Here is a 22900-nt window from a genome sequence, read left to right on the forward strand (position 1 = left end):
ACCGATGGGGGCTGTGTCGTTCAGGGCTTCAGCGGGGGCGATCAGCGCTGGAAGGCGTAGACATTGCCGACCTTCAGCAGCCGCGTCAGCTCATCCAGTGCCGACAGTGTCTCCTCGGCCAGCTGCGGATCGGCGAGGTCTGCCGGTGTCAGGCTGTCACGGTAGTGACGCTTGACCCAGTCACCCAGCTCGGCGTGCAGCGTATCGCTCATCATCACGCGTCCGGACAGCGCGGCGCGCTCGGCGTCGCTGAGCACCACGCGCAGACGCAGACAGGCCGGGCCACCGCCATTGCGCATGCTCTGCTTCACGTCCTTGACCAGTACTTCGCCGATCGGGTTAGGGCCGGCCAGAATCGCGTTCTGCAGTGCGTTCCATACCGCCTCGTTCTCCTGGCACTCACCCGGCACCACCAGCGTCATGCTGCCATCGTCGTTGGAGAGCAGCTGAGAATTGAACAGATAGGAGGAGACGGCATCCTCGAGGCTGACGGCTTCCAACGGCACGCGGATCGGGATCAGCGGCGTGGACAGCTTGGCGCGAATCTCGTCAAGCACCGCCTCTTCATCGCGGAAGGCCAGCTCGTGATAGAACAGCACCGGGCCATTGCCCACCGCGATCACATCGTTGTGGAAGACGCCGGCATCGATGGCGTCCGGGTGCTGCTGGGCGAACACCACCTGCTCTTCGCTCAGACCATGCTGACGCGCGACGGCCTGACTGGCTTCCAGCGTCTGGCGCGCCGGATAGCGACGCGGTTCGACGCCGTCACCGCCGAAGGCTTGGCGGCCATAGACGTAGAGGTGCACGCCCGGCCCGCCGTGGCCATCGCACAGCCGCGTATGGTTGGCGGCGCCCTCATCGGAGAAGGCCGGCGTCGCGGGCAGCGCGGGGTGATGCGCGAAGTGGCCATCGTCGGCGAAGATGGCGCCCAGGATGCGCCCGGTGGTCGCGGGCTCCAGGTAGCGGTGGAAGCTGGATTGCAGGTTGGCCGGCGTGAAATGCACGCGGCCATCACCGCTGTCGCGCGACGGCGTGACGGTGGCGGCGTTGGCCGTCCACATGCTGGAGGCGGAACACACCGCGCGCAGAAGCTGCGGTGCCTGCTCGCTGGCCGCCTTCAACACCTGGGCGTTGCTGCCGGTGAAGCCTAAATCACGCAGTGCGCCGAGGTCCGGGCGCTGCTGCGGCAGTAGAATCCCCTGTGCATAACCCAGATCCGCCAGCGACTTCATCTTGTCGAGGCCCTGCAGCGCGGCTTCGCGCGGGTTGGAGGCCAGGCCGCCGTGGCGCATCGAAGCCACGTTGCCATGCGCCAGGCCGGCGTAGTTGTGGGTCGGGCCGACCAGGCCATCGAAATTGATCTCTTGATACAGGGTGTCGGACATGAATGTCTCCTGCCACGACGCCTTGCCAGCTCAGCAAACAGGCACGGCGGGCGTCGTGGTCAACAATGGGTAAGCGGCAGCGGTGCCCGTACGGACGGCCTTACAGACGGATACCGGCCGGCAGGTTCGCGGGCAGCGCCAGCTCCTCGGCTTCCATCGAGGCGACCGGATAGCTGACATAGTCGGCGGCGTAATAGGCGCTGGGACGATGGTTGCCGCTGTCACCGATACCACCGAAGGGCGCATCGCCGGAGGCGCCGGTGGTCTGGCGGTTCCAGTTGACGATGCCCGCGCGAATGCGCAGCAGGAAGTCGTCCCAGTCAGCGCGATCGCCACCGATCAGCCCGGCCGAGAGGCCGTAGCGGGTGTCATTGGCCAGCGCGATGGCGTCGTCCCAATCGGCGTAGCGATGGATCTTGAGCAACGGACCGAAGAACTCCTCGTCCTCGAGCGCAAGGCCGGTGACATCGATCAGCGCCGGGCTGAGCAGACTGGTGCCCTCTTCCACCTGCTGCATGCGCACGATGACGTTGCCGCCCAGCGCTTCGAGATCGTCCTGCGCCTTGAGCAGCCCCTCGGCCGCGGCGACGCTTGCCAGGCCGCCATAGAAGGGGGCGTCCTGCGCGAACTGCCCCGCCACCCGCAGCTCACGCAGTGCCGTGGCCAGTGTCTCGATCAGACGATCGCCGACCTCGCCCTGCGGCACGATCAGGCGTCGCGCACAGGTACAGCGCTGACCGCCCGAGGCGAAGGCCGACTGGATGATCGCCAGCACCGCGGCGGCTTCATCCTGCACATCGCGCACCACCAGCGGGTTGTTGCCACCCAGCTCCAGCGCCAGCAGCTTGCCGACCTGACCGGCGAACTGACGGTGCAGCAGCTTGCCGACCTTGGCACTGCCGGTGAACAGCAGCCCATCGATGCCCTCGGACTGGGACAGGGCCTGGCCGACTTCCGCCGCGCCCTGCACCAGATTGATCACGCCGGCCGGCAGGCCCGCGGCCTCCCAGCACTGCAGGGTGAGATCGGCGGTGGCCGGGGTCAGCTCGGAGGGCTTGAACACGCAGGCATTGCCCGCCAGCAGCGCCGGTACCATGTGGCCATTGGGCAGATGCCCCGGGAAGTTGTAGGGGCCGAAGACAGCCATCACGCCGTGCGGACGGTGGCGCAGGACTGCCTGGGTGCCCGCGACATCCTTGGCGCGCTCGCCGGTACGCTCGTGATAGGCCTTCACCGAGATCGCGATCTTGCCGATCATCGCGCCGACCTCGGTGCGCGCCTCCCACAGCGGCTTGCCGGTTTCGCTGGCGATGCTGACCGCCAGCGCTTCGCGGTGCTGCTCCAGCTGATCGCGGAAGCGCTCCACCACCGCCAGACGCGCCTCGAAGCCCAGGCGCGCCCAGGCCGGGAATGCCTGACGCGCTGCCGCGACGGCCTGCTCGACCTGCTCGGCAGTGGCAGCGGCGCCCTGCCACAGACGTGCGTGGGAGACGGGGTCGGTCTTGGTGAAGGATGCGGCCTCACCCGCTTGCCACGCGCCGTCGATGAAGAGCTGTTGACGCACGTTGAGTGTGGCGGGAGTTGAATTCGTAGTGGTCATGGCATGCCTCATCGAAAGGGCGCGCCGCGCGAGCGACGCTGAACAAGGAGATCACGGGGCAGTTGGCGATCTGCCCCGCTGATGGCAAAAGGACGCAAGGCGGTATGCGCCTGCGAGATGGCGCGAAGAAGCGGATGCCCGTGGCGGACGCTTCAGCCGGCCAGCACGCGCAGCGTGTCACCGCCGGTGACGCCGAGGCGTTCGGCCTCATCACGGTGGAGGCGCACATGGCAGGCGCCGGAGTCATCCCGGGTGACGTCGTGGCTGATCCAGCTGGCACGGAAGTCGGCCATGCCGGTGGTGGCAGCCATCACGGCGGGACGCTCGCAGGCCGGGGCATCAGACGCGATGACCTCGACACTCGCCAGCTGACTGTCACGCACGGCGCGCACATCATCGATATAGGCCTCGACCGTCGGGCCGCCATCGAAGATGTCGACGTAGCCCTCCCAGCGCAGCCCTTCCTTCTTGAGCATCGCCACCGCCGGTCGGGTGTGCTCATGCACCTGCCCGATGGCGGCCCGCGCGGGCTCGGAGAGAAACGGCGTATAGATCGGGAACTTGGGCATCAGCTCGCCGATGAAGCTCTTCTGGCCCATGCCGGTGAGGCGGTCGGCCTCATTGAAGTCCATCGGGAAGAAGTGGCTGCCCAGACACTCCCAGAACGGGCTGCGCCCTTCGGGCGTGAAGACACCGCGCATCTCGGCCAGCACCTTGTCGGGGAAGGCCGCGCGGAACTGGGCCATGAACAGCCAGCGCACCTTGGAGAGCAGCGCGCCGTTGCGGTCCTTGCGCCAGTCCTCACGCAGGAACAGCGAGCAGACCTCGGCATCACCGGTGTGATCGGAGCACAGCGTCAGCGTATCCAGGGTGCGATGCAGATCGAGCTGCACCGAGGAGTGCGCCAGCGAACCGAGGCGATAGTGATAGAACGGCGCATCGGTGCCCACGCAGGCCTCGATGGCACAGCAGCCCGCGATGCTGCCATCGCGATCATCCTCGAGCACGAAGAAGTACAGGCGATCATCACTGGGTTCGCGGCCCTCGAAGGCGGCCAGAGTGCGCTCTATCTTGGCGCTGAGAAACTCATGATTGTCCGGCAGCGAGGTGAAGCCGACACCGGTTTCCCGCGCCAGTACCTTGAGGCCTTCGATATCGTGTCGAGCGATAGGACGAATGCGCATTACAACTCTCCCTCATCCATCGCCGGCAATGGCATCGGCACGGCAAGTACCGCACGCCCCTCTTCCACGCCCAGCACCTCGGCCTGCTGCGGCGTCAGCATCAGCTGGCCGGTCGGCGTCAGGGCGTAGCGCGCCAGCACGCAGCGGAAATCGCCGAGACGCTGGTTGGCCACCATCGCCGGCACCGCATCCGGCAGGCTTTCCTGCGGGCGGATACGCACCGGATGCCAACCGCACTGCTTGAAGGTATGCAGACGCTCGCACTCCGCCAGCAGCAAGGGGCCGGCATCGAAGATGTCGACATGACGCGAGCGCGAGAAGCCCTCGGCGAGCATCTCCTGCATGGCGTACTCATGGCGCGGATTCTCACGCCCGATGGCGGCACGTGCCTGGGGGGTGAGCAGCGGCAGATAGAGCGGGAACGGCGGCATGACCTCGGCGATGAAGCTCTTGGAGCGCACCCCTGCCATCTGATTGATTTCGTTGAAATCACGATCAAAGAAGTGCTGGCCGACGCTGTCCCAGAACGGACTGACCTGGCGCTCGTCGCGTGTTTCCAGATAGCCCGGGAAGGCCACCGCCAGTTCGGTGGCGAAGCGTTCCGGGTACTGGGCGATGAACATCAGGCGTGCGCGGCGCAGCAGGCTGTCCGCATCCGTCTCGCGGTAGCGGGCATCCAGCGACAGCGCGCACAGCAGCGTGGCATCCGACACCTCATGCGACAGCGACAGCGTCTGCACTTCGTGGCGCACGTTGAGCTGCTGCGAGGCGTGGATCAGCGTTTCCTGACGATAGGTGTAGTAGGCCTCCCGCGCGCCAGCCTCGGCGCGCAGAGAGGCGGTACCGACCACTTCGCCGGTGTCGAGATCTTCCAGCACGAAGCAGTAGATCTCGTCGCCCGGGAAGTCGATCTCGGCTCGCAGGCTGCGCTGGGAGCGCAGAATGCGCTCCTCGAGGCGGTCACGATGTGCCGGCAGATTGGTCAGGCGAGGCGTGGCCGTGGCCGCGAGCCGCTCGAGGGCGAGCAGATCGCGGCTTTCGGCAGGCCGCACCACCAGCATCGGGGCACTGCTCATGGCGCTGCTCATGCAGATGCAGAGGCGGCGACGAAGTTCGCCACGGCGCGGTCGAGCTTGTCGAGACCGCTCTGGATCTCCTCTTCGCTGATCACCAGCGACGGTGCCAGACGCAGCACGTCAGGACCGGCGATCAGCACCATCAGGCCTTCTTCCATCGCCAGGTTGAGAATGTCCTTGGCACGCCCCGCGTAGTCCGGTGCCATCTGGGCACCGATCAACAGGCCCATGCCACGTACTTCCTTGAAGACACCGTGACGCTTGGCGATGCCTTCCAGGCCGTTGCGCAGCAGCTGGTGGCGGTGCGCGACACCGTCGAGGGTTTCCGGGGTATCGATGGTCTCGAGCGCCGCCAGACCCACGGCACACGCCAGCGGGTTGCCGCCGTAGGTGGAACCGTGAGTGCCGATGGCCATGGCCGGTGCGATGCGATCGGTGGTCAGCATGGCGCCCAGCGGGAAGCCGCCGCCGATGCCCTTGGCGGTGGTCAGGATGTCCGGTACCACACCGAAGTGCTGGTAGGCGTACAGGTGGCCGGTACGCCCGGCACCGCTCTGGACTTCATCGAAGATCAGCAGCGCATCGTGCTCGTCACACAGCTCACGCAGTCCTTCGAGGAATGCCTGCTCGCCCGGGATGATGCCGCCCTCGCCCTGCAGCGGCTCGACGATGATCGCGCAGGTGTCATCGTCCATCAGCTCGCGCACGGAGTCGAGATTGTTGAATTCGGCGTGCTGGATACCGCCCGGAATCGGCCCGAAGCCCTGGGAATACTTGGGCTGGCCACCGACGCTGACGGTGAAGAAGGTGCGGCCATGGAAGGACTGACGGAAGGAGATGATCTTGTCCTTCTTCTCGCCATGGGTGTCGTGGGCGAAACGACGCGCCAGCTTGAGCGCGGCCTCGTTGGCCTCACCACCGGAGGAGCAGAAGTAGACCTTGTCGGCGAAGGTGCGCTCGGTCAGCGCCTTGGCCAGCGCCAGTGCCGGCTCGTTGGTATAGACGTTGGACAGGTGCCAGACCCTGTCGGCCTGGTCCTTGAGCGCCTTGACCAGCGCCGGGTGGCAGTGACCCAGCGAGGTGACAGCGATGCCACCGGCGAAGTCGATGTACTCGCGACCTTCCTGATCCCACAGACGGCTACCCTCGCCGCGTACCGGAATGGCAGCCTGGGGTGCGTAGTTGGGCACCATGGCATGGTCGAAATCGGCACGGGTCAGCTGGGTCATCGTCTCTTCCTCATCGCGGGGTCTTGGCATGGCCGGCCGATGATCGGCAAGCCACGGGTCATGACACTCGAGTATAGGGAGGCGAGATGACAAAGACTTTCAGCGAAAGGACGACGACTTATGTCAGGAGGCGACTTTTGTCATTCAGGGAAGGTGTCAGGCCTGCAGCATGAGACGTTCGTCGCGGGGACTGCGCCCGAAATGGTTGCGAAACGCCGTGGAGAAGTGAGCGGCGCTGGAAAAGCCGGTGGCCAGCGCGATCTCGCCGATCGGCTGATCGCTCTCGCGCAGCAGCTGGCGCGAGCGCGCCAGACGCAGATCCAGATAGTAGCGGCTGGGCACCGCCTGCAGATGCTTCTTGAACAGCCGCTCCAGCTGACGCCGCGAGATGCCGAGGTGCTCGCCGATCTCGTGGGTGGACAGCGGCTCCTCGATATTGGCCTCCATCAGCGTCACGGCCTCCACCAGCGGCTGGGGCGCATGGGCGAAACGGTTCTTGAGCGGCACGTGCTGAGGCTCGTCCGCTAGCCGGATGCGCTCGCAGACGAAGTGCTCGGAGACCTTCTCGGCCAGCGCGCGGCCATGCTGCTGGGCGATCAGCGTCATCATCATGTCCATCGCCGCGGTACCACCGCCGCAGGTGACACGATCGCGGTCCAGCTCATAAAGCTGATGGGAGACGTTGACCTGCGGGAAGTCGCGGCGGAAGGATTCGGCGCGCTGCCAGTGGATCGTCGCACGATAGCCATCGAGTAACCCGGCGCGAGCCAGCTCACGGGTGCCGGTGGAGATGCCGCCCAGCATCACGCCACGCTCGGCCAGTCGCTTGAGCCAGGCCAGCAGCGCGGGATTCGAGGCCACCTCCTGCAGGCTCGCCTCGCCTGCCGGCTGAGCACCGCACACGAACAGGGCATCCAGATGGCGCGAATCACTGGCGACCAGACTGTCCGGCGAGAGGCTCAAGCCCGCCGCGGACGCCACACCACGCCCGTCAAGCGCGAAGGTGACGGCCCGATAGAGTGTCTGCCCCGCGAGCTGATTGGCCACCTGCAGCGGCTCCAGCGCACAGGCCTGGGACAACAACGAGAAGCCGGGCAGCAGCACGAAGCCTATCTGGCGCTGCTGGGCCTGGGGGGAAACCAGTGAATCCACGGGCATGAGTGTGAGTCGAGGTCCGTCGCGTGAGGGTGGCGCCATATTGTGCCATGCCTCTGGCACTTGTGCCTGGCCCTCACTGGCATGACGCTCGAGATGAGCCCCCCAAACGCGACGACGCCACCCCGAAGGATGCCGTCATCAGTGCTCAACGTGCAGTGCTCAACATGCAGTGCTCAGCGGGCAGCGCTCAGGTCTCAGTGGGCAGCGCTCAGCGAGCTACCAAGACCTCTGCGCTTATGCCGAGGCGCGCTTATATTGAGGCGCTCTTACATCTGAACGACATCGAACTCGACATCGGTGGCGACATCGGCATCGTAGTCGACGTCGTCACGGGTGAAGCCGAACAGCTTCAAGAATTCCTGCTTGTAGCTGGCGTAGTCAGTAATGTCGAACAGGTTGTCGCTGGTGACCTGCGGCCACAGTTCCTGACAGGCCTGCTGGACGTCGTCCTTCAGCTCCCAGTCGTCGAGACGCAGACGGCCGGACTCGTCGGTGGCGATCTCGCCTTCGCCATAGAAGCGCTCGGCGTAGAAGCGGTTGAGCTGCTCGATGGTGCCTTCGTGCAGGCCCTTCTCCTTCATGATCTTGTAGACCATGGAGATGTAGAGCGGCATGACCGGGATCGCGGCGCTGGCCTGGGTGACCACGGACTTGAGCACGGCCACGTGAGCACGACCGCCCTTGGCGGACAGCTTCTCGTGGATGCTGCCGGCGGCGCGGTCCAGATCTTCCTTGGCGCGACCCAGCGCACCGTGCCAGTAGATCGGCCAGGTGATCTCGGTACCGATGTAGCTGAAGGCGACGGAGCGGGCGCCCTCAGCCAGCACGCCGGCGTCGTCCAGCGCCTGCATCCACAGCTCCCAATCCTGACCACCCATCACGGTGACGGTATCTTCGATTTCCTGCTCGGTGGCCGGCTCGACCTCCGCTTCGATGATGGTGTCCTTGTTGGTGTCGATGGCAGTCGCGCGGTAGGTCTCGCCGATCGGCTTGAGCACGGAGCGCTTCACTTCACCGCTGTCCGGCAGCTTGCGCACCGGAGAGGCCAGCGAGTAGACGACGAGGTCGACTTCGCCCATGTTGGCCTTGATCAGTTCGATGGCCTTGGCGCGTGTCTCATGCGAGAAGGCATCGCCGTTGATGGCCTGGCTGTAGAGGCCTTCCTGCTTGGCGAACTTGTCGAAGGCGGCAGAGTTGTACCAGCCTGCGGTGCCGGCCTTCTTCTCGGTGCCCGGCTTCTCGAAGAACACGCCCAGGGTATCGGCGCCATAGCCGAAGGCTGCCGTGATGCGTGCCGCGAGGCCATAGCCGCTGGAAGAACCGATCACCAGCACCTTCTTCGGACCACCGTCACGCTTGTCACCGACTGTCTTGCGGGTGATGGCGATCTGCTCGGCGACATTCTGCTCGCAGCCCTTGGGATGTGTGGTGGTGCAGATGAAGCCACGAACCTTGGGTTTGATGATCACGTAAAGAACCTCGTTTGCTGTTGGCCCGGCGTGTACCCGCCGATGCGATACTCGCTTCACCCTGACAGCAGGCAATGGCCGTCCTTGGGTGGTGAAGCGTATCGTGAAATAGGGCGTTCGAATCCCGTAAAGCAGGCTCAGTGCCAGCTCATGGGCGCTATTCTAGCGGCTGTCGGCGACGCTGTCCGCCCTGCCGTCATGATCCGCCATCTGCCTGCATATCACTGGAGCCAGCCGCGGCGGCTGCCGTATCATGTAGGCCTTTTCACGTACTGCCATTCCACTGCCGTCCTGCATTCGCCGCTGGTTGCCAGCCGCACTGTCCGACAGGCTCTGCCCAGGATGTTTTCATGAACGATCAGAACGCTCACCTCGCCCCCGATGTGGCCGCCCTGCTCGAGCGCCGACAGGACATCTGGCTGGCGCTGTCTCCACTGTGGCTGGAGCGCGACCCACGTGAAGCCGAGTATCAGCACATGGCAGAAGTTGTCGAAGCCCAGGGGCTGAGCTTCCAGGAACTGGAAAAGCTCTATCGGCTGGAGATGGCGCCGGTACTGGTGCGAGAGCAGGTCAGCATGACGCCCAACTTCAAGGGCTTCGATGACAGCCAACTGCTGTCACGCCTGCTGCAGCATACGCATCGTCTGACACGTGGCCGGCGCATGTTCTGGCTACTGTTTTCGGGGCTGGCCACGATGCCGAGCCGCCATCGCTACGGCAACCTGCTCGAGATCCTGCACCTGCGCGGCAATACGCCCCGCTAATACGCGCCCCGCAATCTGCACGGTAAAGCTCGCAAGGGCTCTGGCCAGCAACGCCCGAATGGCAAGACACCCCGCGACCGGAAGGTCACGGGGTGTCTTGTCGTGCTGTAGTGCTTAATAGTGCTTAATAGTGCTTAGAGCAGAGCTCAACCGCCATTCCTCGAGGGGGCTTTCGTCGCCAGGCTCATGGCCGTTTGTGGCGCGGCACTCTCAGCACCCCTTGTGCACGGCGCTTCTGCCAATCAGACAGACTTGAAAGGCCTCGGCTATCGCTGATGCGCTTGCCCCCTTCCAGACGTTTGCTCATCCACAGCGCACTGCCATTGAAACTGTAGATAGGCAGCAGGTCCGTGCGCTCACTGGCCGGCAGGATGGAACTGTTCAGGTTGTCCAGTACATCAGGATTGCGCGTATTGGCGCCCTGATAGGTCACGACCATGTGGAACTGGTTGAGGCTGAGCGCCTTGACGTAGTGCAGACGCAGGCGGTCTTCCGGTACGCCAAGCTCGCGCAGGGTCAGGTACTTGGCCATGGCGAAGTCGTCGCAATCACCGGCCCCTGCCCCCAGAAACTCCTGCGGCGTCGCCCAGTAATCGGTCGCTCCCCAGACGCTGAGGTCATCGGTGAAGTTGAGACGATTGAAGAAATCGTTCACTTCGCTCAACTGACGCCTGACCGGCGCGCCCTCCAGACGCTGCAACAGTTGCTGCCATTGCTGCACACGATTCCAGCCACCGGTCCCGTAGATCTGGATGAACTGGCGGGAATCCACCGCCTGTGCCAGACCCGCACCGAGCGACAACGCCAGCAGCACCCCGACCGCAAGACCCTCCCACCAGCGGCGATGATTCATGTCGAGGCACCCTGAATGTCACTTAGCGAGGCATATCTTCTGCTGGATTGGCGAGCCTTGCCATGACATCGACTGCCGGTGACACGAAGCCCTGATAGCCATCTGCGCCCAGCGACATCGCCCGCTCCTGATCCGCCTCGGACTCGACGCGGGTCACGATGACCTGCGACTCGACCTGATGCGCCGTCATGCACAGACTCTGCAACAGCTCGGTGTCGACGTCTTCGCGCTTGAAGAACGCCTGGTCGATCTTGACGTAATCAGGCCGCAGCGCCGACAGGTAGCTGAGCTCCTTCAGCTCTCGGGCGAAGCGGTCGATGCCGCCCCGCGCCCCCAGACGACGAGCATGTCGGAACAGCATCTTGATGCGCTCCTGATGCCTGAGGGCGATGCTTTCGGACACCTCGATATCCAGACGCTTGCACAGGCGCGGATGCGCCGCCAACCAGTTGAGCAGACCAATATAACTGGCTTCATCGTCGAAGGTTTCTTCGGTCAGATTGAGCGCCAGTCTGGGCACTTCAATCCTGTCGATATAGGACGCCAGCCACTCCAGAGCGCGCAGATCGAACTGCGCCCCCATGCGGAAATGGCGAATCACGGGCAGGAAATCACCCGCACGATGCAGTTCATCACCATCGCGCAGACGGGCAAACAGCTCGCAGTGGAGCTCGCCACCATCATTGAGCAACACCGGCTGAGCGACGAAATCGAGCCCCTTGGGGGAATCCAGAGCCTTTTCGATGATCTCGCGCCACTCGCCTCGCGGACGCGCACGGCCACCCGCAGGGGCCAGTTCCACGCCCGACCCTTGCTCGATGGCCTGACGAAGCGTGGCATCTGCAACGGCATACATCTGGGTACGCTGCATGCCCGGCTCACGCCGAACGGCGCCAAGGGCACAGTTCTCCGGTGGAGTATCCACCAGCGGATTGGCATCCAGCAGGTTGTCGATGTCCTCCGCCAATAGCGTGAGAAACTCCTGAAGCCGAGCCTCGTCGGTTTCCGGCAGCAACAGGCCGAAATCACTATTGGCCAGACGCGCGGCGATGATCGCCTCACCCGCCAGTTCGCGATCTTCCAGCTTGCGCGCGATGGCTTTCACCAGGGCGTCACGCCCCTTGTAGCCCTGCTCGCGATACACTACCTCGATATGCGACACGCGCAGCAGCGCGAAGCTGCCCCCCATCGGCTCGCTCAGCCACTCATCGACCGCTCGGTTCAAATAGCCACGGTTGCCAAGCCCCGATACCGAGTCTTCTTCCGCCTGGCGCTGCAGACGCGCCAACTGCGCGGCCTGAGCCTCGAACTGGGTCTGCAGGCGCTGCCCCAGACGATTGACCGCCGAGGTGATGCCCTTGAGCTCCGCCACGCTGGTCTCTTCCAGCGGCGCGTCGAAGCGCTGCGTCTCCATCTCATTGAGGCGAGACGAGAGACGCTCCAGCGGGCGCAGCAGACGACGCATGACCAATGAGGCAATCAGCAGCGTGATCAGACCGCCCAGCAACAGCCACAGCGCCAGACGCTTGGCCAGCTGCCAGAGCTGGTCATAGCCCTGGGCAGATTCGCCGGTCAGGCTGATCGTGCCCAGCGACGCCCAGCCACCCGGCAGCTCGCGGCTCGCCGATTCCACCGGCATGGGAATCAAGTCACGAAACCACTGCGGTGCCAGACTCTCGCGCACGACATTGAAAGCGATGGGTGTCGCGATGGCCACGCTCTCCAGCCTGACATCGCGCACATGACCACCATCCACCGTGGCACGTATCAGGGCTTCGGCACTGGCGGCATCGCCAAGCTCTACATGTGGCACCAGCGCGAGACTCAAACTCTGGGCGAGATTCGAGAGTTCGACGCGTTGTCGTTCGGCCAGTGCATCACGGGTGTTGTTGACCTGGATGAAGAAGATACCGAGGGAGAACCCCAACAATACCAGCAACATCAAGGTAAACAGGCGGCGCGAAAGACTCATCTGATTTCCTCATCAACCATCAGCATGGCAACGGCGCCCCCAGGGTGCGGGAGCGCCGTGGGTGGCTTAGCCCTGTTGTTGGACGGGGACGGCAACACTCATGGAATCCAGCAGAGCGCCGGTCGCCGACAGCAGGCGATAGTTGGCGGTTTCCAGATCAAAACGGGCACGAATCAGGTTCTGTTGAGAGGTGAACAACTCACTCTCGCTATCCAGAAGGTCCAGCAATGTGCGGCGCCCGATATCGAATTGCTTGCGATAACTCTCGCGGGTATCGGTCGCGGCACGCACATAACTTTCCAGGTAATCGATCTGACGCTTGAGGTTCTCGCGGGCATTCCATGCCAGACGAATCTCGTCACGCACATCGCGCATCACGCGATCATTGTCGTGCTCGACCGCTTCCAGCGCTGCCTGACGACCGCGGATCTCGGATTGATCACGGCCGCCACGATACAGGTTGTAGCGCATGACCAGTTCGACGCTCCAGTCGTCTGACTTGCTCTTGTCCTGGTCATAATCATTGTCCAGCGTGCGATTGCCCTCGAGACTGAACTCGGGGTAGTTATCGCCCTTCTCGGCGTTCACTTCATGGCGTGCAGCGTCAATGGAGACCCGCGCTGCCGCCAACAGCGGGTTGCGCTGATTGGCCTGCACGTAGGCGCTCTCGACATCCTCGCTGAGCAGGCTGGTGTCGATGCCCGGCATGCTGAGATCCGACGGCATCTCACCCACCAGTCGCAGATAGGCAGAGCGGGAATCCTCGAGATTGTTGATCGATGACAGCACGCTGGCTTCGGCATTGGCCAGACGTCCATCCACCTGACGCACGTCACTGCGCGCACCAAGGCCGGATTCCGCACGCCGCCCGATATCATTCGAGATACGACGGTGAGCCTCGAGATTGGCTTGTGCATACTTGAGAATCAGCTCATCACGCATGACCTGCAGATAGGCACCGGCCGTATCCAGCGCGATGTCATTGGCCTCGGCCGCAACCTGCAGGCGCTGGTAGTCCGCCTCTGTCTCGGCCTGGCGAATGCGCTCGATTGTCGTGTTGCCGTCCCAGAGCAGCTGACGGATGGTCAGATCAAGGCGCGTGTAATCGTGCCAGTCGTCATCGTCATTGACGCCGTCATCTTCCGAGTCGAACTTGCCATAGCCCAGACGACCGGTCAGATCCACTGTCGGGCGATACGCCCCGCGCTGGGTTTCCGCTTCTTCGAGTCGCTGGATGTGACGTGAAACCTGAACGCGCGTGCGCGGGTTTTCCATTACCGCTCGGGATACGGCCTCTTCAAGAGTCGCAGCCGAAGCCTGAACGCCAAACCCCATCCCTGCGGCGATGCTCAACGCCAAGAGTGTCTTTTTCATTATGAGTTACCCTCGAATCCATCAAATCCTTGATCAACGTTCACGCAAGGCACCTTGCCTGGCGCGCAGAATCGGCTTCATCAGATATTGCAGTACGGTCTGATTGCCAGTGATCACATCGACACTGGCCTGCATGCCCGGGATGATCGTGAGCGGATCCGAGTCACTTCCAAGGTGGTTCTGCTCCGTCAGCACCTTGATCTCGTAGAAACTGTTGCCTTCTTCATCCTGCACAGTATCCGCACTGATCTGATCGACCTTGCCTTCCAATCCACCGTAGATGGTGAAATCGTAGGCAGATAACTTGACGACGGCCGGCTGTCCGATTCTCAGAAAGCCGATGTCCTTGGGAGCGACTCGCGCCTGAACCAGCAGCTGATCCTCGATGGGAACAATCTCCATCAGGTCTTCCCCGGGCTCGATGACGCCGCCTATGGTATTGATATTCAGCGTCTTGATGGCGCCCTGAACCGGAGAGGTCACCAAAGTACGATCGAGTCGGTCCTGAAGACTGGTGCGCCCCTCACGCAAGCGACCCAGATCCGCCTGGGTCTTGGCGAGCTCTTCCGCGGCACGTGAGCGGAATTCCTGCGCGACGCCGACCCGATTCGAGATGGCCTCATCCAGCTCCGATTGCTTGCCCGGCACGGCCAGACGCGCCGACTCAAGATCACCCCGCAGGTCGTTGACCTCACGCTGGATCTTGAGAAGGTCCACCTGAGAGACCACGCCTTCACGCACCAGCGGGGCCGTCATGCCGAGCTCGCGACGTGACAGTTGATAGCTGCGCTCGAGACTGTTGATGCGCGATCTCAACTCACGCAACTCCTGCTCCTTCTGCAGAATCTGTTCACGCGCGCCATTGAGGCCACTGTTGAGCTGATTCAGATGCGTGCGATATGCCGTCATCGCACGCGACACCAGAGCGGGACTGCGTGCCTTGAATTCTTCGTCGAAGGGCAACTCGATATTCTTCACGCTCACCTGATCCTTCCAGGCATCCGCGGAGGCGTTGACCTCGATGGAATCAAGCTCGGTGTCGTACTGCATGATGGTGGCCTGCAGGCCATCGAGGGTCGAGACACGCTCGCGCAGATCGGAACCTGCACTGGTGTCATCGATGCGCAGCAGTGGCTCCCCCGCCGAGACGACCTGACCTTCCTTGATATAGATCTCGCGCACGATACCACCTTCCAGGTTCTGGACGACCTGAAGATGCGTCGAGGGCACGACCTTGCCGGAGCCGCGCGTGACGACCTCCAGACTCGCCTGGCTAGCCCAGATGATGAAGATGACCACGAATGCGAGCACCATCCAGATCAGGATGCGCGACTTCCAGGGAGTCGCCAGCAACACGGCCGAACTGACATCATCGAGATGGTGAAGGTCACGCTGCTCAATCGGTGCCTTAGCCACGATTCACCTCCTGCTTGCGTCCGGCGACACGGCCTTCATTCAGGGCGCTCAGCACCTGCTGCTTGGGCCCATCGGCGACGATGCGCCCTCCTTCCATGACGATGACGCGGTCTACCACGTCGAGCATGCTGCTCTTGTGGGTGACCAGCAGCAGCGTCTGGCTGCGTGGCAGGGACTTGAGCATTCTGCGCAGGCGCAGCTCGGCGCGGTTATCCATGTGCGAGCCGGGCTCATCGAGCAGCAAGAGCGGGGGACGCATCAAGAGTGCGCGTGCCAGCAAGACCGTCTGACGCTGACCGCTGGAGAGCATGCGCCCACCCTCACCCACCTGACGGTCCAGTCCTTCAGGGTGATGACGAGTGAATTCGGTCACACCGGAGGCATCAGCCGCGAGGTCGACCTGTACATCACTGGCGTGTGGTTGGCCGAGGGTGATGTTGTCGCGAATGGAGCCGAAGAACAGTGAACTGTCTTGGCCCGCGTGGCCGATATGCCGGCGTACGTCGGCGGGATGCAGCTGATTGAGATCCAGCCCATCGATTCGAACGCTGCCCGCCGTGGCGCGATACAGGCCAGAGACAAGACGCTGCAAGGTACTCTTGCCAGCACCGATACGCCCGATGATCGCGATCCTCTCACCTGGATTGATGGTCAGTGAGATATCCGACACGGCAGGCGGCGTATTCGGCGCATAGGCAAAGCCGACGCGGTCGAATTCGATGCGCATCTGCAGGTGCTCGCGGTGAACGTAACGACGATCTTCCGACTCTTCCGGCAATGCCATGATCTGCTCAAGCGCACTCATGGCACTGCGAGTCTGGCCGATGCGCGTGATCAGCAACGCCAACTGCCCCAGCGGCTGCAGCGCACGCCCGGACAGCATGACCGCGGCGATCAAGCCACCGACAGACAGGCGTGCATCCGCGATCAGATAGACCCCGAACACGACCAGCGCCACCGTGGTGGCCTGTGTCAGCGACATGCTCAGCGAGCTGACAGAGGTCGTCAGGTTGCGGCTTTTCACCCCCCAATGCGCGATCTGCCCGACGGCGCGTTCATATCGACGCTGGGTTTCGCCCTGAGCATTGGCCAGCTTGAGACTCTCGAGGCCGGAGACCGCTTCGACGAGGCGCGCATTGCGCTCCGTCGCCAGGCGCGACCCCTGCTCGATACTGCTGCGCAGCGATTTCTGGATCGCCAGACTGTAAACGAGCAGGATCACGAGCGCGGCGAAGGGCACCAGAACCAATGGCCCCGCCACGATCCAGATCACCAGCAGGAACAGCAGGGCAAACGGCAGATCGACCAGGGTGGTCAGGGTCGCGGAGGTGAAGAACTCGCGGATCGAATCAAACTCCTGCAGGTGCTTCACATAGCCACCGACAGAGCCGGGACGCGCTTCCATCCGCAGATTCATGGTCTTGGAGAAGAGCTTCGAGGTCAGCAACACCTCGGACTTCTTGCCGGCCGTGTCCATGAAGTAGGCGCGTGTCTGGCGCATCACGAAGTCGAACACCATGATGATCGCCATGCCCGTCGCCAAGACCCACAGCGTGTTGAAGGCCAGATTGGGCACGACCTTGTCATAGGCGTTCATCACGAACAGTGGCGATGCCACGGCAAACAGGTTGATCAATATCGACGCCAGAATCACATCACGGTAGATCGGCCGCGACAGCTTCAGCGTTGACCAGAACCAATGGCCATCGCTCTGCTTGAGCGTTTCCGGTGCGCGTTCATCAAAGCGGTGCTCCTGCTTGAGATAGACGACACGCCCATCATGACGCTCAGCCAGTGACTCGATGTCGACCAGCTCATCACCCTCGGCCTCAGGCTGATGAATCCTGGCCTTGCCTGCGTCGTTGTCGACCTCCAGCAAGACGACAGCACGCTCTTCCTTGAGTATGAGAATGCACGGCATCAGCATGTCGCTGATGGCCGTGATCTGCTGGTTGACCAGTTTGGCACTCAGATTGGCACGTGCCGCGGCACGACTGACAAGCGCCAGGGGAAGACGGCCTTCCTCCATGGGAAGACCATCGACCAGCACTGCTGCAGATCTGGGATTACCGTGGTAACGCGCCATGAAGACCAGCGCATTGAGAAGGGGGTCGCCCTCCCTCTCGCCAACGGGCTCCGGTCTTAATGGCGTGGGTTGATCGCTCAACCTGTCCTCCTTAGTAGGGCACTTCGCAGATGTCTCTACGGCAAAGTCTAATACAGCAAGGGGAGACAGCCTAAGCCATCTCCCCTATCACATCGGTTCAGCCGTCGACGTTCGTCTTGAGACTGTTGCTGTCGAGCAGAGATTGGATGATCTGCGTATCCGTGTCGCCACCTGATGTCAGGTCGACATCCTGCAGATTGATCTCTTGCGTGATATTGCTGCCGTCGGAACCGTCGACACTGATCTCGATATTGGTGCCACCTTCTCCGTCTGACTCGAAGTGCAGGAAGCTCGAGAGCGTATCGGCATCATCGTTGGACTGAAGCAGATCGGACAGATCGATGACATCGCCATCCGCGACACTGAAGTCGGTGATGGTATCCGTCGCCATGCCGCCTTCGCTGTTGATGTCATGACCGCTCAGCCACTGGAAGGTGTCGGCACCATCGCCGCCGGTCAGGATGTCATTGCCGGCACCTCCGACCAGAAGATCATCGCCCTCACCACCAGAGAGGATATCGTTGCCGGTGCCGCCTCTCAGCGTATCGTTGCCGCTGCCGCCTTCCAGACGATCACTGCCCTCGCCACCGCTCAGGGTGTCATTGCCACCCTGGCCAACCAGATAGTCCGCATAGAATGGGCCATCGCCATCTCCCGTCAGGGTGTCGTTGCCATCGGTGCCGATGACCACGGCCAGCTTGTCGACATCGATACTGACACTTGAGGCGTTGGTATCCCCGTCATTGTCGACCGTCACGTAATCGAAGCTGTCCGTGGAGCGCTCGCTGACGTTAGCCGGGGGCGTGTAGGTGAAGTCACCGCTCCCCAGATTGAACAGCATGCTGCCGCCCAGGTCCGTCGAGATGATCAACTCCAGGCTGTCCGCATCGTAGCTGCTGTTGTCCGACCCCGTAGCAGACACGGTGTTGGTAACCGGGTCATAACTGTAGGTCGTGCCATCCACGGTGACCGATTGCAGATAACCGCCATCCGCTCCCAACAGACTGCCATCCACGGAGCTGCCCGAGACAAGCTGACCACTGACAGGCGATTGCACGGTCGCGGCCAGACTATCATCGAGGTCCGAGAAACTGGTGACGATAGCGGCATCAATATCTTCATCAGCTGAGCCGTCATAGGCAATAGGATCAAGATTGCTCTCATTGACAGAGCCTCCCAAACCAATTGAGTAAGACTTAATTGAATTATCGATCAAAAATTGTTGCCATTCGACTTCTTCACCAGCTGAAATCCCAGCACTTCCAGAAGGACGATTAGGTATGCCATCGGAGAAGAAATAAGACACATTCTGTGCCGATTCAAGAGCACCATCTGCATTAAAATTCCACATTGCCGTATCAAGAGCAGAATCATAATTGGTAGCACCACCGGCTTCCAATGTATCCAATAACAATGAAGCTCTTTCGACCGTCACCCAGCCAGGCGCATACGATGCATAAGATTGGAAGACAACAAGGTTGACCATCACGTCACCGAAATCATCGTAAGAATCTAGAAGCACCTTGACCGAATCAATTGCACTCTGAAGACGAGTGCTATTGTCAACTCCATCACTCGTACTCATTGAACCCGAGATATCCAGCATTATTGTGACATTGGTATCCACCAGGGTGGACGAGAAGCTCTGCGCTTCCTGCTGCTCAGGTGCATCATCCTCGATGCCGATGGTCAGCGTGCCGGTGGAGCTGGCGCCTTCGCTATCCGTTGCGAGCACACCGAAGTCCAGAGACAGGACATCTTCACCATCACCCGAGTGATCGACCGCCTGACTCAGAGTGAAGGTATAGGCGCCGCTGTCATCGATGGTCACCGTCGCGACTTCATTGCCATCAGCATCGGTTGCCACCATTGACTGGGTGCCGCTGCCGGACCAGGTCACCGCACTGCCACCGGAGGTGATGGCCGTGGCAGGAGCCGTCAATACCAGCGACACGCTGTCACTGTCGACATCCGTGACGGAAACCGTACCGGTGACAGTGGTGGCATCGGTGGTATCCGTGAAGCCATCAGCCGCATCGCTATCGGCGATACCGCCTTCGAGCCCTTCTTCGCTGACGCGGCCTTCAGTCGCAGTCACCACCGGGGCATCATTCGTCCCCTGAATGGTAATGGTGACATCCTGGGTAGCTGTCGCTCCCGCCGTATCCGTGACAATGACGGTGTAGGTCAGGACCAGCGACTCGCCTGCAGACAGGTAGTCGAAGCTTTCCCCGGCAGCACTGCTGTCGAAGGACCAATTGAGCGTACCTTCAGTGCTCTCGTCATCGATGACGGCCCCGGTATCCACGCCCAGCAGCGCAAGCAGGTCATCGTTGTCCAGCGTGCCGGTGTCGCCATCACTGGAGACGCCGGCGACGCTCGGCGTCACGCTGTTGCTGAGATCCACGTCATCCACCGACAGAGTCCCGCTGGCACTCAGCGGTGAATCCGTCTCCGTCAGGCTGGCGGCTGCACTGTCGCCACTGCTGACACTGATCTCCGGCGCATCGTTGCTACCATTGATGGTGATGGTCAGCGTGGTAGTGGCGGTATCACCGTCAGCATCCGTGATCACGTAGGTATAGACGTCCGTGACCGACTCACCCGCCGCCAGGTACTGCAGATCTTCGCGTGCTGACTGGTAGCTGTAGGAGCCATCCGCTTCAAGCGTCAGCTCGCCATAAGACCCAGTGATCACGGCCGCCGCACCATCGCTCACCGCGACGGTTTCTGATCCAGAAGTGACGGCGGTGACGGTGACCGCATCGGCCCCCAGGGTGTCCACCGTCGCAGATGAGCCGTCCACTACATTGCCGGTAACGGCAGCACTGCGATTCTCGTTCATGCTGCTGGTATCAGCGTTGGCTATCGGCGCGGTGTCCAGAACGGTGACATCCAGACTGGATGTGGTGCTCTGACCGGCAAGATCCGTCACCACGACAGCGAAGTCGTCAACGACACGGTCATCGCCACCGGAATGATCAGCCGCAGTGCCATCTTCCACATAGCTGTAGGAGGCCACTCCGGTGTCGGCATCATAGCCAGTGACGGTCAGCGTGCCTTCACCATCTGGATTGGAGATCACTACCGGTGTGGTGCTGGCATCCGTGATATCCACGCCAGCAATCGTCACTGCCGCGATACCTGCTGCAGCTGACACGGTAAAGGTATTGGTAAGCGTGCTTCCGGTCGCTTCGGTGACGGACTGGTCTTCCAGTGAACTGATGACCGGCAGCGCATCATCAGTCCCCTTGATGACGATATCCACTGTCGTGCTGGAGCCATCGCTGAGCTGCACGATGTACTGCTCATTGATCGTGTCGGCAGATGTCAGCCCCTGCACAGCGGCAGTGTCGTTATCCAGCGTATAGGTCCAGTTGCCGTCAGCATCGACGACGAAGGTACCGTAGAGACTGCTGTCGTCAGTGGCCGGCGTGAACGTCGGCGCGTCACTATCGACATCGGTCGCGGTCAGCGTCCCTGAAGCTTCCGTCACACCATCTTCGGCAACAGCGCCATCATCGGCACTGATGACGACAGGGTCATCAATCGCTGCGACGTCCTCGAAGCTGAGAATGGCTTCATCGAACTCGGTGCCATCCGTGATCACATAAGTGGTGTTAGGTACCGGACCGTTGTAATTCTCACCGGGCGTGAAGGTGAAGGTACCGTCAGCATTGATCAGAAGTGTGCCGACTTCGCCAAGATCCGCTGTCTTGCCCGGGTCGTACGTAACCCCGTCAACAGTGAAGCTGACGACGCTCAACTCATCACCATCGGCGTCGACGTCGTTGTTCAGGACGTTACCGCTGACCGGAGTATCTTCCTCGACCACGATCGGACCATCGTCATAGGCCACCGGCTTGTCATTCAAGCCCTGGACATTGATGGTGATGTCGGCGGTATCCGAGTCGCCATCCGCATCTAGGATGGTGTACTCGAATACTTCCTTGACGAGGTCACCGGCACCCAGTGCCTGAGCGCGCGCATCATCAAGGTCATAACTGAAGGTGCCATCGGTATTGATGGTCAAGCTACCGTAGCTGCCATCGACGGTAACGCTACCCTCATTGTCTGCCAGTGAAATGCCATCCAGATGCGTGATGGTCACGCCATCAGCGCCCAGCTCATCCTGTCCGCCGCCGACAACACTGGAAATGACATTGGTGTTGATCACCGGCTCACCATCCGGAGACGTATCATCTTCGCGAATGGTGTAGGTATCGTCATTGGCGACAGGCGCGGTATCCAGAATCTTGACGTCAAGACTGTCGCTGGTGCTCTGCCCAGCCAGGTCAGTGACGACCACGGCGTAGTTGTCGAACACGCTATCGTCGCCAGCCGAGTGATCCGCAGCCGTGCCATCCTCCACATAGGTGTAGGACACGGTGCCGGCATCGTAGCCCGTGATGGTCAGCGTGCCTTCGTCATCAGTCGCGCCCGGAATCACGATGGGGTTGTCCCCTGACGCCGAAGTGATATCCGTGCCATTGATGGTAACGCTGGCGATTCCGGCATCCGCTGCCACCTCGAAGGTGTCAGTGACCATCTCCCCCGTGGCCTCGGTCACTTCCTTGTCAGCCAACGTGATGACTGGCACTGCGTCGGTCGAGCCGGTGATATTGATGGTCAGCGTGGTGCTGGAATAATCGCCATCGCTGTCTTCCAGCACATAGGTGAAGACATCTTCCGCCGGTTCATTCTCTGCCAGAGACTGCGTCTTGGTGGTATCCAGAACGTAGGTATAGCTGCCGTCACTGTTGAGCGTCAGCGTGCCGTAGTCGCCCGTGACCGTGGCACTGCCGCCGTCGGCAATCCCGGTATCGTTCAGTTTGCAGACCATGAACGGCGCATCTGCACCCAGGACGTCCTCATTGTCATTGGCACCGTCGATCACGTTGCCCGTGAGCTCGTCCGTCGCATCTTCATCAATATCGCGCTCATCCGGCTTGGCCGTCGGCGCGGTGTCGAGGATCGCGATGTCCAGGCTGTCGCTGGTGCTCTGCCCGGCCAGGTCAGTGACGACCACGGCGTAGTTGTCGAACACGCTATCGTCGCCAGCCGAGTGATCCGCAGCCGTGCCATCCTCCACATAGGTGTAGGACACGGTGCCGGAATCATAGCCCGTGATGGTCAGCGTGCCTTCGTCATCAGTCGCACCCGGAATCACGATGGGGTTGTCCACTGACGCCGAAGTGATATCAGTGCCATTCACGGTGACGCTGGCGATGCCGGCATCCGCTTCCACCT

General features: G+C 61.9%; 14 protein-coding genes. 1 reads left to right on the top strand and 13 read right to left on the bottom strand.

Annotated features, from left to right (window positions below; all coding sequences use genetic code 11):
* Positions 1-41: 41 nt before the first annotated feature.
* From astB to fabV, 7 genes are all read right to left on the bottom strand, one after another.
* Positions 42-1388 (bottom strand): N-succinylarginine dihydrolase, encoded by a 1347-nt coding sequence (gene astB, locus QD208_RS11060; RefSeq protein WP_279836835.1) that lies wholly within the window; start codon positions 1386-1388, stop codon positions 42-44.
* A gap of 100 nt (positions 1389-1488) precedes the next feature.
* Entirely contained in the window at positions 1489-2988 is a 1500-nt protein-coding gene (gene astD / locus QD208_RS11065; protein WP_279836837.1) for a succinylglutamate-semialdehyde dehydrogenase, read from the bottom strand.
* A gap of 152 nt (positions 2989-3140) precedes the next feature.
* Entirely contained in the window at positions 3141-4172 is a 1032-nt protein-coding gene (astA, locus tag QD208_RS11070; protein ID WP_279836839.1) for an arginine N-succinyltransferase, read from the bottom strand.
* Positions 4172-5233 (bottom strand): arginine N-succinyltransferase, encoded by a 1062-nt coding sequence (locus tag QD208_RS11075; RefSeq protein WP_279836849.1) that lies wholly within the window; start codon positions 5231-5233, stop codon positions 4172-4174. Before QD208_RS11075 ends, astA begins: the two co-directional genes overlap by 1 nt.
* Positions 5234-5256: 23 nt before the next feature.
* Positions 5257-6477 (bottom strand): aspartate aminotransferase family protein, encoded by a 1221-nt coding sequence (locus QD208_RS11080; protein ID WP_279836840.1) that lies wholly within the window; start codon positions 6475-6477, stop codon positions 5257-5259.
* A 156-nt stretch (positions 6478-6633) separates the two neighbouring features.
* Positions 6634-7635 (bottom strand): GlxA family transcriptional regulator, encoded by a 1002-nt coding sequence (locus QD208_RS11085; protein ID WP_172978721.1) that lies wholly within the window; start codon positions 7633-7635, stop codon positions 6634-6636.
* Between the two features lie 266 nt (positions 7636-7901).
* The gene (gene fabV, locus QD208_RS11090) at positions 7902-9104 is read right to left on the bottom strand and encodes an enoyl-ACP reductase FabV (protein WP_043334421.1); all 1203 of its coding nucleotides are present in this window, start codon (positions 9102-9104) and stop codon (positions 7902-7904) included.
* Between the two features lie 350 nt (positions 9105-9454).
* Between fabV and QD208_RS11095 the strand changes: the two genes are divergently transcribed.
* The gene (locus QD208_RS11095) at positions 9455-9868 is read left to right on the top strand and encodes a hypothetical protein (RefSeq protein WP_166020033.1); all 414 of its coding nucleotides are present in this window, start codon (positions 9455-9457) and stop codon (positions 9866-9868) included.
* Positions 9869-10052: 184 nt separating this feature from the next.
* On the opposite strand, the gene QD208_RS11100 is transcribed toward QD208_RS11095, so the two are convergent.
* The 6 genes from QD208_RS11100 to QD208_RS11125 form a co-directional block, all read right to left on the bottom strand.
* Positions 10053-10721 carry a transglutaminase-like cysteine peptidase gene (locus tag QD208_RS11100; protein WP_153636503.1) on the bottom strand — a complete coding sequence of 223 codons (669 nt, stop codon included), beginning with the start codon at positions 10719-10721 and terminating at the stop codon, positions 10053-10055.
* A 22-nt stretch (positions 10722-10743) separates the two neighbouring features.
* Complete coding sequence (locus tag QD208_RS11105) at positions 10744-12693, bottom strand: EAL domain-containing protein (protein WP_279836842.1); 1950 nt, start codon at positions 12691-12693, stop codon at positions 10744-10746.
* A gap of 66 nt (positions 12694-12759) precedes the next feature.
* Positions 12760-14067, bottom strand: coding sequence for a TolC family outer membrane protein (locus QD208_RS11110; protein WP_279836844.1), 1308 nt, complete (start codon positions 14065-14067; stop codon positions 12760-12762).
* Between the two features lie 33 nt (positions 14068-14100).
* Positions 14101-15483, bottom strand: coding sequence for an HlyD family type I secretion periplasmic adaptor subunit (locus QD208_RS11115; RefSeq protein WP_153636505.1), 1383 nt, complete (start codon positions 15481-15483; stop codon positions 14101-14103).
* A complete protein-coding gene (locus QD208_RS11120) occupies positions 15476-17650 on the bottom strand; it encodes a type I secretion system permease/ATPase (protein WP_279836845.1) in 2175 nt (724 codons plus the stop codon). The genes QD208_RS11115 and QD208_RS11120 overlap by 8 nt, the downstream gene beginning before the upstream one ends.
* Before the next feature lie 97 nt (positions 17651-17747).
* Positions 17748-22900: VCBS domain-containing protein (locus QD208_RS11125; protein ID WP_279836847.1), on the bottom strand; the 5153-nt coding region annotated here is incomplete at its 5' end.

Origin of the sequence: Cobetia sp. 29-18-1, from assembly GCF_029846405.1 — a bacterium.
Lineage (GTDB): Bacteria > Pseudomonadota > Gammaproteobacteria > Pseudomonadales > Halomonadaceae > Cobetia > Cobetia amphilecti.